Below are 14,522 nucleotides of genomic sequence, written 5' to 3'. Positions count from 1 at the left end.
CGGAATACTCGACTACCGCCGATACCTTAAAATACTCATCTAAACCGATTGCTTTGATCCCCTCCTCGGTGCATATTTTAAGTGGTTCCTAAGTATCCTCTTAAATACTTGTATATACCATACCATGCTTTTGTACCTTGTGCAAGGCAAAAGCACTATATATTGTGTTTTTCGGACAATTTTGTACAATTTAAATCTAAAAATAAAATCTTAGGCTTCATGTTCTTCTTCATCAAAGGCCCAGATCGGTATAAAGCGTCTGCCTTTCCAAACTGTGGTCTCCTCCTTCGCTCCTTCCATTGCCTCACGACAGAATGTCATCTGGGCGCCGATCGCCTGTTTGCCGCGTCGGCTCATCTTTGCATAAGTGCCATCCGGAAGCATGGCATATGCCTTTAAATTATCGCGCAGGAGAACATCTAAGATATGCTTGATCCGATCCTTGATCACATCATCTTCCACCGGAAATACGATCTCCACACGCCGATCCAGATTTCTAGGCATCCAGTCCGCACTTCCCATATATATATCTTCCTGTCCATTATTATAGAAATAAAAGATACGGCTATGTTCCAAAAAAGTCCCCACGATCGAGGTCACATGGATATGTTCGCTTACGCCCGGTATCCCGGTACGAAGGCAGCAGATTCCGCGGATCACCAGGTAGATCTCTACACCGACAGAGGATGCCTCGTATAATTTTTCAATGATCTGCCGGTCGCACAAGGAATTCATCTTGGCAACGATATATGCCTCTTTTCCTTCCTTGGCATGAGCGATCTCCCGATCGATCAGGGCGATAAAGCGGTCACGCAGCCAGATCGGTGCCACGACCAGTTTATTCCATCTTGCCGGCTCCGAATAACCGGATAACATGTTAAAGACAGCCGTTGCGTCTTCTCCATAATTTTCATTGCAGGTAAAGATACCGCAATCTGTGTAAAGTTTGGCGGTCGAGTCATTGTAATTGCCGGTACCAAGATGCACATAACGTGTGATGGCATCCTCTTCCCTGCGGACGACCAGTGCGATCTTACAATGGGTCTTTAAGCCCACCAGTCCATAGATAACATGACAGCCCGCCTTCTCTAACTTTTGTGCCCAGACAATATTGTTTTCCTCGTCAAAACGTGCCTTTAATTCTACCAAGACCGTGACCTGCTTTCCGTTTTCCGCCGCCTTGGCAAGCGCTGCGATGATCGGTGAATTGCCACTGACACGATACAGGGTCTGCTTGATGGCAAGTACATCCGGGTCAACTGCTGCCTGCTTGATAAAATCAACGACCGGATCAAAGGTCTCATAGGGATGGGTCAGGAAAATATCTCCTTTTTTGATCTCGTCAAAAATGCTCTCTCCCGGAAGGATTCTTGGATTTTTCTGCGGTACAAAAAGTTTCTCCCGCAGATCATCACAGCCGGACAGCCCATACATCTTCATCAAGAAGGTAAGATCCAAAGGTCCTGCGATCTCATAGACATCCTTACCGCTAACAGCCAGTTGTTCTTTTAAGACCTGCAAAAGGCGTTTATCCGCCTTATGTTCGATCTCCAGGCGGATCACCTCACCCCACTGCCTTTTGACAAGCTGCTTCTGGATCTCTTTTAAAAGATCGCTCGCCTCATCCTCATCAAAGGACAGATCAGCATTTCGCATGATACGATAAGGATAGGCACACACAAGGTCATAGTTCAAAAAGAGTTGTGCCATATTCTTTTCTATGATCTGTTCCAAGAGTGTAAAAGTATAACGGTCGTCCTCGCCCGGGATCGGCACCAGTCGTGGCAGAACAGACGGCACCTGCACGGTAGCAAATTCCAGTTCCTGCTTACTTCCCTGCTGTAATTTTGAATTTGGATGCTTGGACTTGATGAGTGCCGCAATATTTAAGGACTTGTTGCGCACCAGAGGAAAAGGCCGGGAAGCATCTACCGCCATAGGGGTCAGCACCGGATAGACATGCTCCATAAAGTATTTATCTACATAGGTTGCCTGCTTTTCGTTGAGTTCCTCATAAGCGCCTATGATCCGAATGCCCTCCTTGCGCAGAATCGGCATTAGGGAACGATTGTAGGTGTTGTACTGCTTTTCAACAAGCGCATGGACTTCCTTTCCTATTGCACACAACTGTTCCGTTGGATCCATGCCGGCAATATCTTTTTTGGTATAGCCTGCATGCTCCATGTCCTTTAAGGAAGCAACACGTACCATAAAGAACTCATCCAGATTGGAAGATGTGATGCTGACAAATTTCAGGCGATCCAGAATCGGTATCTCCTTATCCTTTGCCTCGTTTAGTACACGGTGCTCAAATTTGATCCAACTCAATTCTCGGTTATCATAATATTTTGGATTTTTGAATTCTTCTGCCTTGCTCATTTTTTGATCCCCCTCTATTCAAACACGCGCAATTCCCGCAAGATCGGACGGATGGAAAATACACTTTCAAAGAAGTCTGCCTTTTCTTCAAACATGCCTTTTTCCAATGCGATGGAATCCGTCGCCTCAATGGTGATGTGCAAACGATTGCCCCGCACCGCCATCTTGATGTTCTTGAACTTCTGCCTGTGGCTGCGGTCGAGCGCATTAGCCACTTTTAAGATAGCAAGCAGTTTGACGATCGTCATATACTCATCCACGCTAAAACGATCCGCCATGCTGTCATAAGATTCCAGACTTTTACGGTTCAAAGATACGACCGTAGCAACCATCTCACGTTCCTTGTGGGATAGACCCAGGATCTCCGATGACATGATAATGATATAGGAACAATCGGACGCATCCGAGATACTGATGTATTTTCCACAGTCATGCAAGATCGCGACCAGACGCATCAATAATCTTTGCCTTTTATCCAGCCCGTGAAACTTCTTTGTCGCATCAAAGATCTGGGTCGAGATCTTATCCAGTGCCTTTAAGTGCGGCTGGTAACTGCCGTAGCGCTTGGCGATCGACCATGCCGCAGAGATGATATCCTGGTCAAAGTCATGTTCTACCTGCAGATAATGTTTTGGTGCAAAATAGTGATATGCCATACCGTCATTGACAGATACGCCCGGCACATAGACATATTTTGCCGGCAGTTTTTCTGCAATGGCATGATGCAGCATCAAAAAGGGTTCGATCAGTTCCTCATGATCGTTTAAGACATCAAATTCCCGGATGATGCTCTGCAAGGTCTTATCCCGCATATTCTCCAGAAGTTCCATGTAATGCTCCATCCTGATCGGTTCCCTGGTCGCATCATCTACGGCGCGTTCCATCAAAGTCGATACATGGTCGCCTAAGATGATCAAATATTTTAACTTGACATCCTGCATATGCATGGTGACAAAGGCATCCAGTTCCTTATACATCATCTGAGCGATCTGCTCTTTATGGTTGGTCATATAGGATAAACGTTTCATATTCTCGCTCATGATGACCGTTCCCAAACCGATATGCTGTGTCGTTCTGACCTTTCCATGATAAAAGAGAGTGATCTGTAAACTGGCACCGCCGATATCCACGATTGCTGCACTCTCCGATACCATGGCATCAAAATTATCCTGGGATGCCACCGCGCGATAACTCATAAACCTATGCTCGGAATTGCTGAGCGCCAGCACCTTCATACCGGTGCGCAGTTTGATCTGTTCCATGGCAAAGAGGCGGTTGTCTGCCGCCGTAAAGGTAGAGCCGGCATAGATCTGATAGTCCTCCGTCAGCCGATACAGGGCAAGGGTGCGTTTCATATCTTCCAGCACATTGCAGATCCTATCTACAGTCTCCTTTTTCAACTGACCGCTGGCATAGATATCCTGTGCCGTATCGATCGGTGTACGCAGGCAATCCAGTTCCTTCAAGCGTTTCTTTTGTGTGATCTGAAATACTTTCAGAATAATCTCATAAGATCCAATATAGATCGATGCATATAACTTCATAATATCCCCCTTTACATAATCTCCACCTTAACATATCCATGTAAAATCCCCATAAAATTTTTGAAAAATCTAATTTTCCTTTGCAAAAGACTGGTAATTTCCCAAAATGCGGAAAGAAGATGTCTCCTCCTTTAAGCCCCGCAGAGCATTGACGACCGCTTCCTGTCTCAGATTCCCCTCAAAATCGATAAAGAATTGGTAGCCCCAGGAGCCGCCCTTGCTCGGACGGGATTCGATACGGGTCAGGTTGATCCCATTAAAGATAAAATGTGACATGATGCGATACAAGGCACCAGCCTCATCATCCGGGAGTGCAAAGCACAGGCTGACCTTATCCGCAGATTGCAGATAGGTCTTATCCTTTGCCACAATGATAAAGCGTGTCTCATTTTCTTTATTATCCTGAATGGCTTGGTCTAAAACATCCAGATCATAAATACCGGCATTATGTATGCCTGCAATGGCAGCCTGGTTTTTCAGACCGTCCTCTTTGACCTTCTGGGCTGCAAGGGCTGTATTCTTCAATGCCTTGCGCTCCATTTTTGCATGGTCATCCAGATAGTCCGCACACTGCATCAGGGCTTGTGGATGGGAATATACCACGGTAATATCCTCGATCTTTGCCCCCTTGACACCTAAGAGTGCATGGTCGATCTTAATGATCTGTTCGCCCACGATCGTCACGTCATATTCCATCAAAAGATCATAATTTTCCGCCACAATACCGGCGGATGAGTTTTCGATCGGCAGGACCGCATAATCCACGTATCCGCTCTGGATCGCCTCCATAGCATCCCGCCAGGTCGCTACTGCCTCACCCGGACATTCCTTGCCAAAGAACTGTTGCATTGCCATCTGGGCATAAGCCCCTTCGACTCCCTGATAAACGATCCGCTTATCCTTGGCATCCAGAGCATCGATCGCCCGAAATCCCAACGGCTCGATCTGTCCTGCTTCCGCTAACATCTGGTATTGCTTTTTGCGGCTGGTCGACATGATCTGTTCAAAAAGTTCGACCACGCCCTGCTTTAAAAATTCATCCGGCACCAGCCCCGCCAAGGTCTTTAATTTGTCATCCTCGCGTGCCTTGTCATAGACATTTTTATGGTTGGCGATCTTGTATTCTGCCACTTCCGCAGCAAGTCCCATTCTCTGTTCATACAACGATACGATCTGACGGTCAATCGCGTCAATATCACATCGGATCTCACTTAAATCTTTCATGTAATTCCTCTCATAATCATCTCTTTTTATAAATAGGAAAATCCGTGGAATTTCCTAAACTGCTTCATCCTACGCCGTAAAGTCAAAGAAGGATAACTGGTTGGATTCCGGCAGATCCGAAATAATATCCAGATCGGATAAAAGTTCAATGATCGATTTACTTACCTTGCCACGCTCCCGCAGGTCATCCTTGGATAAGAACTTGCCGCCACTGGCTGCAATGGCAAGCGACTCTGCCGCCTTGTCTCCCATGCCGTCGATCGAGTTGAAAGGCGGTAATAATTTACCGTCGACGATCTGGAAATATCTGGCATCTGACTTATACAGATCCAGTGGTAAAAATTCAAAACCTCGCGCATACATTTCCTGTACGATACGCATATCACGGAGAGTTCCTTCTTCTTTTGCCGACAACTTGTCTTTTTTCTTGTATTCTGCAATATAAAATTCCAGTTTATCCTTGCCCTGACACATGAGTTCATAACTGAAGGATGTCGCGCGGATACTAAAGAATGCCGCGTAGTAGGCCAGAGGATAAAAGACCTTACAATAGGCGATACGCCATGCCATCATAACGTATGCCGCCGCATGTGCCTTCGGGAACATATATTTGATCTTTTCACAGGACCAGGTGTACCATTCCGGCACGCCATGATCCAGCATATCCTGTTTCCACTCCGGCCACTGCTTGCATTTGCCCTTGGCAATGATACCCTTTCTGGTCTTTTCCATGATATCAAAGGCTTCCGCACTATCCAGTCCCATATGGATCAAATAGGTCATGATATCATCACGCGTACAGATACAGGTAGAAATCGTAGCCGTACCATTTTCGATCAAAGTCTGGGCATTACCCAGCCAAACGTCCGTACCATGGGACAAGCCGGAAATACGGATCAGATCCGTAAACTCCTGCGGCTTTGCATCCCGGAGCATCCCCATGGCAAAATCGGTACCAAACTCAGGGATACCCAGCGTTCCCATCGGACAGCCGTTCAACTCCTCCGGTGTGACCCCAAGGGCTGAGGTATTTTTAAAGAGTGACATGACCGTCTTATCATCCAGCGGAATCTCCTGCGCATGCAGTCCGGTCAGATCTTCCAACATACGGATCATGGTCGGATCATCGTGTCCCAGAATATCCAGTTTCAAAAGGTTGGCATCGATGGAGTGATAATCAAAGTGGGTCGTAATGATGTCGGATGTCATATCGTTTGCCGGGTGCTGGACCGGTGTAAAGGAAAAAATGTCCTCTCCTACCGGAAGTACGATGATACCGCCCGGATGCTGTCCGGTCGTTCTTCGCACGCCCACACAACCCTGTACGATACGGTCGATCTCACAATTTCTCTTGTGTATGCCACGTTCTTCATAATAATTCTTGATGTAACCAAAAGCGGTCTTATCAGCAAGCGTACCAATCGTACCTGCCTTAAAGGTCTGGCCTTCCCCAAAGATAACCTCGGTGTATTTATGCGCCTTTGACTGATAATCCCCGGAGAAGTTCAGATCGATATCCGGCTCCTTATTTCCCTTAAATCCCAGGAAAGTTTCAAACGGAATATCAAATCCCTCTTTTTTCAGATCCTTGCCACAGACCGGACACTTGCGGTCCGGCATATCACAACCTGCACGCCCGGAATAAGCCTTGACCTCTTCGGAATCAAAATCAACAAAATGACAATATTCACACAGATAATGCGGACTGAGCGGATTTACCTCGGTAATACCTGCCATGGTGGCGACAAAGGAAGATCCTACCGATCCACGGGAACCTACCAGATAGCCGTCCTCATTGGACTTCCACACCAGTTTCTGTGCGATGATATACATCACGGCATAACCATTGCCGATGATAGATTTGAGTTCTCTTTCCAGTCTCTCTTCTACGACAGGCGGCAGATCATCGCCATAGAGCGCATGCGCCCTATCATAGCAGATCTTTCTCAGCATGCCGTCTGAGTTTTCAATGACCGGTGGACATTTGTCCGGTCGCACCGGCGAGATCGGCTCACACATATCGGCGATCCGGTTGGTGTTGGTGATAACGACTTCCTCCGCCTTGGCAGAACCAAGATAGGAAAACTCCTCCAACATCTCCTCGGTAGTACGCAGATACAAAGGTGCCTGATCGTCGGCATCCGAAAAGCCCTTGCCAGCCATAATGATACGGCGATATACTTCATCCTGCGGATCCAGAAAATGCACATCACAGGTTGCAACAACCGGCTTTTTAAAGATTTCTCCTAAGGAGACAATCCTGCGGTTGATATTGCGCAGGTCTTCTTCGCTCTTGATCAGTCCGTCATCCTTACGGAGCATAAAGGCATTGTTTCCGATCGGCTGGATCTCCAGATAATCATAGAAATTCACGATACGCGTGATCTCTTCTTCCGGTCGGCTGTTTAGGATGGCGCGGTATAATTCTCCCGCCTCACATGCCGAGCCGATGATCAGACCCTCCCGATATTTCTGCAACTGGCTCTTTGGGATCTTTGGTCTTCTGTAATAATACTGTAAGTGTGACATGGAGATCAAACGATAGAGATTGATACGTCCAATGTCATTTTTTGCTAAGACGATACAGTGGTAAGACGGCATCTTGCGAATGGTCTCATCAGATGCCATACCGTCCTTGTTGACATCATCCAGTGTCTCAAAGCCACGGTCTTTTAACATTTCCAAGAACTTGACGTAGATCTCTGCGGTACAGCCCGCATCATCTACTGCCCTATGATGGTGTTCCAAAGATACACCCACTGCCTTTGCCACATTGTCCAGTTTGAACTTGCTGAGTGACGGAAGCAGATAACGCGCCAGAGCCACCGTATCCACATAGGTAAAGTCACATGGCAGTCCCAGTCGTTCGCAATTTGCCTTGATAAAACTCATATCAAAGTCTGCATTATGGGCAACCATGATAGCACCCTCGCAAAAATCCATAAAACGTGGCAGGATCTTTGTAATATCCTCCGCATCAATGACATCCTCATCACGGATGCTGGTCAGTTCGGTAATACGGAAAGGAATTGGTTCTTTCGGATTGACAAACTCGGAAAAACGTTCCGTGATCTGCCCGCCAACGACCTTGACCGCTCCGATCTCTATGATGTTATTATTTTTTGCATGAAATCCTGTCGTCTCCAAGTCAAAGACCACATAGGTATCATCCAGACTCTGGTTCTTGGAATCCGTCACAATACCCTTGGTATCATCCACCAGATAGATCTCACAGCCATAGATCACCTTGAAGTCCGTATCCAGATCATGCACGGTATGGTCTGCATCCGGGAAAGCCTGTACGGCTCCATGGTCGGTAATTGCGATCGCCTGATGTCCCCAACCGGCTGCCCGCTTGATGATATCCTTGACATCCGATACCCCATCCATATCACTCATCTTGGTATGGCAGTGTAACTCTACACGCTTATCCGGGGCATGATCATGACGGGAAGTCGTAAAGTCCGGGATACGCATAATGCCAAAGACCGAACTCATGGTAAGGTCATGGTCAAATTTATCGATCATCGGTGCGCCTTTTAACTTGATAAAAGCACCGTTCTTGATTTCCTGACAGACCTCGTCCACCTGATCATTTGCCACAAAGATCTTGCTGACGATCGTATCCGTAAAGTCCGTGATGGCAAACATTAAAATAGTACGCTCATTGCGGATCTCTCGACTTTCAAAACTGATGATCTGTCCGCGGATGGTTACCTCTCCGATCTCACCGGAAATCTCCTGAATTGGAATCGGTTCATCATCAAATTCACGCCCATAAATAACATCCGGATTGTTGGATTTTTTCGCTGCAAAGCCACCGCGTCTGCCACCGCCTTTGCCAAAGGACTTCTTTTCGTTTCCGACATCTTTGCCGGCAGGACTGGCTGGCTTCTCGCTGCCGGTATCCTGCTCGCCTTCCTCTGCATTCAGCAGTTCCTTCTGCTGCTGGCGCATGCGGTTTTGTCTTGTAATCTCCGCGATCTGGTTGTCGATCAGTATCTGTGAATTTTCACGATACTTGCTTGCAACCGGTTCTTTATAGGAAAAATCAATGATGAGTTTCTGCCCGCAGCGCTGACAAAAGATCTTATCTAAGATATCGTGCAGTTCCTGCTCATAGCCATGTGCGATGACCGTATCTTCCAGAGTGACCAGAAGATGATCCTCTGAAAAGGTAAAATCCGCTTTTTTGAATACGCCAAATAAAAGGGCACTATAGGCATTGATCTCCTCTAAAATACTGTCCTTATAAATATCGTATAATTTTTCCGGCGTATATAATGCAGATAATGAAAAAGACTCTATGATATGTATCGTTACATTTTCTTTTGCAAAGCACTGTTTCTTGATCGCATCTTCCATCTTCCAGATACGGCGCTTGGGAACAAGGGAATCACAATGAAGGTAAATACGAATGGCACTTCTGTCCCGGTTCGTACTTACCTTCTGAATCATTGCTCCCTGCATGATCTGCATTAAGTCATTATCTAATTGTAAGGATGGAAAAACTTCCTGAAAACTTTTATCCAATCTGCTTCACTCCAACTAAGGGGCTACTCGCCCCAATGATCTAATTCGTATTTTAATGCCGGGAGTAATTCTTCTTCCGGCATTTTCTTGACTACCTGACCATGTTTGATCAAAAGGACTTCGCCAATGCCCCCCGCAACACCAAGGTCTGCCTCTTTTGCCTCGCCCGGTCCGTTGACCACACAGCCCATGACGGCAACCTTGATATCCAAAGGATAACCTGCCACAAGATTTTCTACGCGGTTCGCCAGTCCGATCAGATCGATCTGTGTACGTCCACAAGTCGGACAGGATACGACCTCAATGCCGCCCTTGCGCAGCCCCAGAGTGCGCAGGATCAACTTGGCAGACTTGATCTCCTCGATCGGATCTCCGGTCAGAGAAACGCGGATGGTATCGCCAATGCCCTGGTGTAAGATCAGTCCCAGACCGATCGATGACTTGATGTTGCCACTGGTCAGTGTCCCCGATTCCGTGATACCGACATGGAGCGGATAATCCGTCTGGCTGGAGATCAGTTCATGTGCCTTGACACACATGAGAACATCAGATGATTTGATGCTGATGACCAGATTATCATAGCCCAGATCCTCGATGATATGCACCTTATCCAGTGCGCTCTCCACAATGCCTTCCGCCGTAACGCCGTGGTATTTTTCTACCAGTTCTTTTTCCAGGGAACCACTGTTTACCCCAACACGAATCGGGATGTTGCGCTCTTTTGCCACATCCACGACTGCCTTGATACGATCCAGTGACCCAATGTTGCCTGGATTGATACGGATCTTGTCCGCACCATGCTCCATGGCTGCGATCGCAAGACGATAGTCAAAATGAATGTCTGCAACGACCGGGATCTCCACCTGCTTTTTTATTTCTTCCAAAGCACATGCCGCTTCCATAGTCGGAACAGCACAACGGATAATATCACAGCCCGCCTGTGTCAACTGCCGGATCTGTGCGACTGTTGCATCGACATCTTCTGTTTTTGTATTGGTCATAGACTGGATCAGTATCGGATTGCCTCCACCGATCACACGATCTCCAATATGGATCTCTTTTGTTATCTTTCGCTCCATCGCAAAAACCTCCTAGACGAACAATTTCTGAATATCGTTAAACATGACGACGACCATCAATACCATAAGCAGCATAAAGCCGACTAGATGGATCCTTCCCTCGATCTCCTCATTCATCTGCCTGCCTCGGATAGCCTCGATCAAAAAGAAGAGAAGCCGTCCGCCATCCAGTGCCGGGATCGGGAGAAGGTTCATCACGCCCAGATTGGCGGATAAGAGGATGGCAATATTGATCATATTCATGGCAACATAAAAAGCACCGGAAGATACGGACTCGTCATAGGTATCGCCGATCGTCTTGACGATCCCAACCGGACCGGACATATCATTTACAGATAACTGCCCTGTCACCAGCATTTTCAGACTCTCAAAAGTCGCATAGATCTGGTATTTCATCTCGTAAAATCCATAGGCAAGTGTCGTCGGTATGTTGCCCTTGATCCTGGTGTAGTCCCCCTGTAAGCCCAAGAGGTATCTGCCCGCTTCCTCGTTATACTGCGGAGTTACCTGAACACTATATTCCTTACCGTCTCTTTCATAAGTCACATCCATGGTCTTTCCCGGATGAAAAAAGGAATAAACACTGATCTCCTGATAGAAATGAACACGGTAACCGTCCAGCGCAAGAATGGTATCTCCAGCCGCAAGTCCCTCTTCTTCTGCGGATGAGCCTTCCATGACACCGGCAAGTTTCGGCACATCATAGCCGATAGCCCCGATCAAAATAACAGACAGAACATATGCCAGAATAAAGTTAAAGAAAGGTCCTGCCGCTACAATCGCCGCCCTCTGCCAAAGGGGCTTATGGTTAAAAGCACGGTCATCCTGACTGTCCTCGTCCTCACCCTCCATCATACAGGCTCCGCCAAAAGGCAGAAGTTTTAAGGAGTATGTTGTCTCTCCCTTGGTAAAATGAAGGAGTGTCGGTCCAAGTCCCAGACAGAATTCATTGACCTTGACATCGCATTTCTTGGCAACCAGAAAATGCCCCAATTCATGAAATATTATGATAAAACTAAAAATGATAATTGCAAGAATAATACTCAATTTACCACCGACTCTCTATATATTCATAGGTTGCTGCTTCTGTATCTAAGATCTCCTCCAAGGTCGGATCTTCCTTGTAGTAAATTTCTTCCATGCTGGCTGCAATGATCTCCGGTATCTCGATAAAGGAGATCTTGCCGTCCAGGAACTTGGCTACCGCACGCTCATTTGCCGCATTAAAGACAGTCGGCACATTGCCGCCGGCATCTAATGCATCATATGCAAGGGACAGACCATAAAATGTCTCGCGATCCGGTCTTTCAAAAGTCAGACTGCCTATCTTGAAAAGATCCAGTTCCTCTGCATAAAGCATACGACGATTTGGATAAAATAATGCATAAAGAATTGGAAGTCGCATATCCGGTGTTCCCATCTGTCCGATCACAGCACCATCTTCATACATGACTGCGGAATGTAAAATACTCTGCGGATGTACGACGACCTCGATCTGGGAAGGCTTTACACCAAAGAGCCACTTTGCCTCCATGACCTCCAGTCCCTTGTTGACCATGGTTGCAGAATCAATGGTGATCTTCTTTCCCATGCTCCAATTCGGGTGCTTTAGGGCATCTTCTAATGTCACATGTTCCAATTCCTCGTATGTCTTTCCACGGAAAGGTCCGCCGGATGCTGTCAGTAAGATCTTTTTGATCTTATTGTGTGCATTGCCCTGCAAAGACTGGAAAATGGCACTGTGTTCACTGTCGACCGGCAAAATAGATACTCCGCATTTTTTTGCCAAAGGCATAATAATATGACCAGCCGTTACCAGGGTCTCTTTATTGGCAAGTGCAATATCCTTTCCTGCCTCGATCGCCGCGATCGTCGGACGGATGCCAAGCATGCCAACGATAGCCGTCACTAAGATCTCGGATGCCGGATGAGTCGCTACTGCCAAAAGTCCGTCCATGCCGGATACAACAGAGATCTCTGTGTCCTTTAAATTTTCTTTTAATTCTTTGGCACACGCCTGGTCCCAGACCGCAACCAAAGTCGGCCGATACTTTCTTGCCTGCTTTTCCAGTAAAGTAATATTGCTGCCAGCCGCAAGGGCTACCACCTGTAAGTCTTCTTTATTTTGATCTACAATATCCAGTGTCTGAGTTCCGATCGAACCCGTGGAACCAAGAATTGCAATATTTTTCATCTTATCTTCTCCTACAAAACTCTTGATGCTAAAAAGAATATGATCGGTGCGGTAATGATCACGCTGTCAAAACGATCCAAAATACCGCCATGTCCCGGGATCAGTTTTCCATAGTCCTTGATATCGTAATTACGTTTGATCGCAGAAGCCGCCAGATCTCCCACCATAGAGATCAACGCTCCAATGGCAGAAACGCCTGCCAAGAGCCAGACTTCTGTCATCGTAATGCCGAGTTGGCTGCGGAAGATCGATACATAAAGTGCAGTTAAAAGTGCGGCTCCAACCACACCGCCCACGGCACCTTCTACAGATTTCTTCGGGCTTAAGACCGGTGACATCTTGTGCTTTCCGAAAAGCATACCCACGCAGTAAGCACAGGTATCACTTCCCCAGGAACAGAGAAAGATCAGCCATACCAGATACTCTCCACCGTCCAACATTCTGGTCTGGTAAATAAAGGAAAGCATCATTGCCACATAAAACAGGGCGAAAAAACAAGCCATGATCTGATCTGCCTTATATTTGGGGTAAGAGAACACATAGACCGCCAAAAGCAGGATCAAAAACAGCATAGGCAGGATCATAGGATCCGTAAAAAAGCCAAAATATAAATTCAGATAAAAAGCAATGGCTGCCAGATAGCCAACGACTGCCGCCAATGACTTTTCCATTTGAAATACACGGTATAACTCAAACATACCAATGAGGGAAATGATCCCCATAACAGAAAGCAGGACATTGCCCCCTGTGATAATTACTACCAGGGCGATCGCAACCAATACGATACCACTGATCAATCTAGTCTTAAACATTGTAAAACCTCTTAAACCTTTCCATATCTTCGATCTCTATTTTCATATGCTTCCACAGCTTTTCTTAATTCCTCTCCATGGAAATCCGGCCATGCGACCGGAGTAAAATAGAATTCTGCATACGCTAACTGCCACAATAAGTAATTGGATAAGCGCTGCTCTCCACTGGTGCGGATCATCAGATCCGGGTCCGGCAGGTCCGCGGTATCCAGATATTTGCTGACAGTATCCTCACTAATGGCATCAGCATCTAATTTATGTTCTTCTACATCCTGATACATCCGCTTGATGCCACGGACGATCTCATCCCGGCTACCGTAATTGATAGCGATGGTCAGGTTGAGTCCGGTATAGGATGCGGATTCTTTTTCCAAAAGGCAGATCTTTTCCTGCATGGATGGATCGAGTCTTGAAATATCCCCGATCACGCGGATACGCATATTATTCTTCTTTGCTGTCTTTAAACAGTTCTTCAAATACTGGTTCAGCAGATTCATCAGGGCTGTAACCTCTTCCTTGGAGCGGTTCCAGTTCTCTGTCGAAAACGCATAGAGAGTCAGGTACTCGATTCCCATATTGTATGCTTCCTCGCAGACAACCTCTACATTTTTTGCTCCTGCGGTGTGTCCTGCCGTCCTCGGCAGACCTTTCGCCTTTGCCCATCTGCCATTTCCATCTAAAATAATGGCAACATGTCTTGGAACACTCATATTGTCTCCTTTCTGCTTGTAAAAAAAGGACACTTACGCAAGTGTCC

At 46.7% G+C, this 14,522-nt stretch carries 9 protein-coding genes; all 9 read right to left on the bottom strand.

Going from position 1 to position 14,522, the window contains the following annotated elements; all coding sequences use genetic code 11:
• Nucleotides 1–210: 210 nt before the first annotated feature.
• Entirely contained in the window at nucleotides 211–2,379 is a 2,169-nt protein-coding gene (locus DW183_RS06230; protein WP_118281115.1) for an RNA degradosome polyphosphate kinase, read from the bottom strand.
• A gap of 14 nt (nucleotides 2,380–2,393) precedes the next feature.
• Nucleotides 2,394–3,923, bottom strand: coding sequence for a Ppx/GppA phosphatase family protein (locus tag DW183_RS06225; protein ID WP_118281114.1), 1,530 nt, complete (start codon nucleotides 3,921–3,923; stop codon nucleotides 2,394–2,396).
• A 69-nt stretch (nucleotides 3,924–3,992) separates the two neighbouring features.
• Complete coding sequence (pheA, locus tag DW183_RS06220) at nucleotides 3,993–5,147, bottom strand: prephenate dehydratase (protein WP_118281113.1); 1,155 nt, start codon at nucleotides 5,145–5,147, stop codon at nucleotides 3,993–3,995.
• A gap of 69 nt (nucleotides 5,148–5,216) precedes the next feature.
• Complete coding sequence (locus DW183_RS06215; RefSeq protein WP_118281112.1) at nucleotides 5,217–9,680, bottom strand: PolC-type DNA polymerase III; 4,464 nt, start codon at nucleotides 9,678–9,680, stop codon at nucleotides 5,217–5,219.
• Nucleotides 9,681–9,703: 23 nt separating this feature from the next.
• Entirely contained in the window at nucleotides 9,704–10,759 is a 1,056-nt protein-coding gene (ispG, locus tag DW183_RS06210; protein WP_118281111.1) for a flavodoxin-dependent (E)-4-hydroxy-3-methylbut-2-enyl-diphosphate synthase, read from the bottom strand.
• A gap of 12 nt (nucleotides 10,760–10,771) precedes the next feature.
• On the bottom strand, nucleotides 10,772–11,806 hold the full coding sequence (gene rseP, locus DW183_RS06205; RefSeq protein ID WP_118281110.1) for an RIP metalloprotease RseP: 1,035 nt from the start codon (nucleotides 11,804–11,806) through the stop codon (nucleotides 10,772–10,774).
• Nucleotide 11,807: 1 nt separating this feature from the next.
• Nucleotides 11,808–12,953: a 1-deoxy-D-xylulose-5-phosphate reductoisomerase gene (dxr, locus tag DW183_RS06200; protein WP_118281109.1), complete on the bottom strand. Its 1,146-nt coding sequence runs from the start codon at nucleotides 12,951–12,953 to the stop codon at nucleotides 11,808–11,810.
• Between the two features lie 11 nt (nucleotides 12,954–12,964).
• The gene (locus DW183_RS06195; RefSeq protein WP_118281108.1) at nucleotides 12,965–13,765 is read right to left on the bottom strand and encodes a phosphatidate cytidylyltransferase; all 801 of its coding nucleotides are present in this window, start codon (nucleotides 13,763–13,765) and stop codon (nucleotides 12,965–12,967) included.
• Between the two features lie 11 nt (nucleotides 13,766–13,776).
• Nucleotides 13,777–14,508 carry an isoprenyl transferase gene (locus DW183_RS06190; RefSeq protein WP_256386587.1) on the bottom strand — a complete coding sequence of 244 codons (732 nt, stop codon included), beginning with the start codon at nucleotides 14,506–14,508 and terminating at the stop codon, nucleotides 13,777–13,779.
• Nucleotides 14,509–14,522: the final 14 nt, after the last annotated feature.

Source organism: Roseburia sp. AM16-25 (genome assembly GCF_003473825.1).
GTDB lineage: Bacteria > Bacillota > Clostridia > Lachnospirales > Lachnospiraceae > Pararoseburia > Pararoseburia lenta.
Note: the sequence above shows the minus strand (reverse complement) of the source record. Positions and strands in the feature narration are given on the sequence as shown.

Excerpts from the sequence above, each read along its gene's own strand:
- ispG (WP_118281111.1), bottom strand. The coding sequence starts at position 10,759 with ATGGAGCGAAAGATAACAAAAGAGATCCATATTGGAGATCGTGTGATC.
- dxr (WP_118281109.1), bottom strand. The coding sequence starts at position 12,953 with ATGAAAAATATTGCAATTCTTGGTTCCACGGGTTCGATCGGAACTCAG.
- DW183_RS06225 (WP_118281114.1), bottom strand. The coding sequence starts at position 3,923 with ATGAAGTTATATGCATCGATCTATATTGGATCTTATGAGATTATTCTG.
- DW183_RS06230 (WP_118281115.1), bottom strand. The coding sequence starts at position 2,379 with ATGAGCAAGGCAGAAGAATTCAAAAATCCAAAATATTATGATAACCGA.
- pheA (WP_118281113.1), bottom strand. The coding sequence starts at position 5,147 with ATGAAAGATTTAAGTGAGATCCGATGTGATATTGACGCGATTGACCGT.
- DW183_RS06195 (WP_118281108.1), bottom strand. The coding sequence starts at position 13,765 with ATGTTTAAGACTAGATTGATCAGTGGTATCGTATTGGTTGCGATCGCC.